This is a genomic window from Schwartzia succinivorans DSM 10502, assembly GCF_900129225.1.
GTDB lineage: Bacteria > Bacillota > Negativicutes > Selenomonadales > Selenomonadaceae > Schwartzia > Schwartzia succinivorans.
In genome coordinates, this window is record NZ_FQUG01000018.1 from 1 (window position 1) to 2124 (window position 2124).

At 48.4% G+C, this 2124-nt stretch carries 2 protein-coding genes, 12 tRNA genes and 1 rRNA gene; all 15 read right to left on the bottom strand.

Going from position 1 to position 2124, the window contains the following annotated elements; genetic code table 11:
* Positions 1-149: 149 nt before the first annotated feature.
* Positions 150-410, bottom strand: a complete 261-nt coding sequence (locus tag BUA83_RS12330; RefSeq protein ID WP_072936580.1) for a glutaredoxin — start codon at positions 408-410, stop codon at positions 150-152.
* Between the two features lie 74 nt (positions 411-484).
* Positions 485-658, bottom strand: coding sequence for a hypothetical protein (locus BUA83_RS12700; protein ID WP_159430518.1), 174 nt, complete (start codon positions 656-658; stop codon positions 485-487).
* A 132-nt stretch (positions 659-790) separates the two neighbouring features.
* Positions 791-876, bottom strand: a tRNA-Leu gene (locus BUA83_RS12335).
* A 42-nt stretch (positions 877-918) separates the two neighbouring features.
* A tRNA-Leu gene (locus BUA83_RS12340) sits at positions 919-1004 on the bottom strand.
* A 61-nt stretch (positions 1005-1065) separates the two neighbouring features.
* Positions 1066-1154: transfer RNA gene (locus BUA83_RS12345), tRNA-Leu, on the bottom strand.
* A gap of 12 nt (positions 1155-1166) precedes the next feature.
* Positions 1167-1240: transfer RNA gene (locus tag BUA83_RS12350), tRNA-Gly, on the bottom strand.
* A gap of 12 nt (positions 1241-1252) precedes the next feature.
* Positions 1253-1328 (bottom strand) — tRNA-Thr (locus tag BUA83_RS12355).
* 7 nt (positions 1329-1335) lie between these two features.
* A tRNA-Phe gene (locus BUA83_RS12360) sits at positions 1336-1411 on the bottom strand.
* A gap of 37 nt (positions 1412-1448) precedes the next feature.
* Positions 1449-1526 (bottom strand) — tRNA-Asp (locus BUA83_RS12365).
* A 4-nt stretch (positions 1527-1530) separates the two neighbouring features.
* Positions 1531-1606 (bottom strand) — tRNA-Val (locus BUA83_RS12370).
* A gap of 34 nt (positions 1607-1640) precedes the next feature.
* Positions 1641-1716: transfer RNA gene (locus BUA83_RS12375), tRNA-Lys, on the bottom strand.
* A 33-nt stretch (positions 1717-1749) separates the two neighbouring features.
* Positions 1750-1825: transfer RNA gene (locus BUA83_RS12380), tRNA-Lys, on the bottom strand.
* Positions 1826-1828: 3 nt separating this feature from the next.
* Positions 1829-1905: transfer RNA gene (locus tag BUA83_RS12385), tRNA-Gln, on the bottom strand.
* A 20-nt stretch (positions 1906-1925) separates the two neighbouring features.
* A tRNA-Asn gene (locus BUA83_RS12390) sits at positions 1926-2001 on the bottom strand.
* 28 nt (positions 2002-2029) lie between these two features.
* Positions 2030-2124, bottom strand: a 5S ribosomal RNA gene (gene rrf / locus BUA83_RS12395); the annotation flags it as partial.

A 2124-nucleotide genomic window follows, 5' to 3' on the forward strand; every position in this document is an offset into this window, starting at 1 on the left:
CACGCAGATTGTAGCATAGGAGGTTTTTTACTAAAAGAAATTTTTACTTACCACCAGCATAGCTGGTGGTTTAATATCGCCTATTCGGCTACCAACAAATTAAGCCCCGTCCGATCTGGACGGGGCTTTTGCCATACCTATGCTAAAATTCATCCCTCTGCAGTTTTGTATGCTTTTTCTACCGCAGCCCTTATCTTCTCATAATCATCTCCGGGGGAAGCCTCAAAAACCTTCTCGCCGTCGACAAAAAGAGACGGCACATAATAGTACTTCCCTGCAAATTCTCTAAGCTTCTCAGGCTCTTTATTCTCATCGATAAAAACAATCTCCGTACCGGCGTGGCGCGCCTTTACCTCATCAATCGCACGGTGCGCCTTTGCACAGTACGGGTAGCCTGCCATTTCAATCATTGTAATCAAGGCAATCCCTCCTGTCTATGATTTATCCTTCCTTGCCGAACTCCGGCTGCGATTCTATCCAAAACTCAGCTCTGTCCCTCGGCTTCCTCCATCTGTTTGACATCATAATAAAGTCCGTTCAAAGCGCGCCTTGCAACCGATATTGGGCAATCCGGAGAGCATATTTCACAGTGCCCGCATGCATCTTCTATAGCATCAAGCGCCTTTTTAAGCTTTTCCGACTGCATCATTTCTATCACCTCGAATCAATCCTTTTTTACATAATAGCAAATACCCCACCGCTTGTAAAACATTAAAGAGGACTGTACATATCGCCCAGGCAATAAGACAAACAAAAAAGCCCGGATTTTCATCCGAGCTTCGATTTCAAATGGTGCGGTCGATGGGACTTGAACCCATACGTCTTGTGAACACTACCCCCTCAAAGTAGCGCGTCTGCCAATTCCGCCACGACCGCAAAAACAAGATACAGTATATAACAAAAATATGTGATTGTCAATGGTGCGGCTGAGTGGACTCGAACCACCATGATGTTGCCATCACTAGCTCCTGAAGCTAGCGCGTCTGCCATTTCGCCACAGCCGCAAACAAAATCTATGAATGTCCGGCATTAGAACTCTGACGTAATTCCGGTTCTCGATCAATGTGGTGCCGAGGACCGGAATCGAACCGGTACGATTGTTACCAATCCCGGGATTTTAAGTCCCGTGCGTCTGCCAGTTCCGCCACCCCGGCATCTCAAAAAAATGGAGCGGGTGATGGGAATCGAACCCACGTAGCCAGCTTGGAAGGCTGGAACTCTACCATTGAGTTACACCCGCGTAATTAACACATGGAGCTGGCGATAGGACTTGAACCTACAACCTGCTGATTACAAGTCAGCTGCTCTGCCAATTGAGCCACACCAGCATGTTCATGGTGCCTCAGAGTGGAATCGAACCGCTGACACAAGGATTTTCAGTCCTTTGCTCTACCAACTGAGCTACCGAGGCAAATCATATATTATCAGTAAAACTGATTAATAACAAATGGCGACCCGAATGGGACTTGAACCCATGATCTCCGCCGTGACAGGGCGGCATTCTAAACCGACTGAACTACCGGGCCGTAATGGTGGGCGATAACAGGATCGAACTGCTGACATCCTGCTTGTAAGGCAGGCGCTCTCCCAGCTGAGCTAATCGCCCATATAAAACACTGCAATGCAGCGTATTTATCAAATGGTGACTCACCGGGGAATCGAACCCCGAACCTACTGATTAAGAGTCAGTTGCTCTACCAATTGAGCTAGTGGGTCATATATAAGTTCCCAGCTCGCCACCACGATATATGGTGGCTCACCCGGGATTTGAACCCGGGACACCCTGATTAAAAGTCAGGTGCTCTACCAACTGAGCTAGTGAACCGTCTGGCTGGGGTAGCTGGATTCGAACCAACGAATGCAGGAGTCAAAGTCCCGTGCCTTAACCAACTTGGCTATACCCCAAATACCCCAGGGGATATGCATGGCTCCATGAGTAGGACTCGAACCTACGACCGATCGGTTAACAGCCGATTGCTCTACCAACTGAGCTATCATGGAATCAAGAGGCTGAAATTATCAGCCTGTAAACCGGCAGCTTCCTATCCTCCCGGGCCGTCTCCAGCCAAGTACTTTCGGCCTTTACGTGCTTAACTACTGTGTTCGGAATGGGAACAGGTGGAA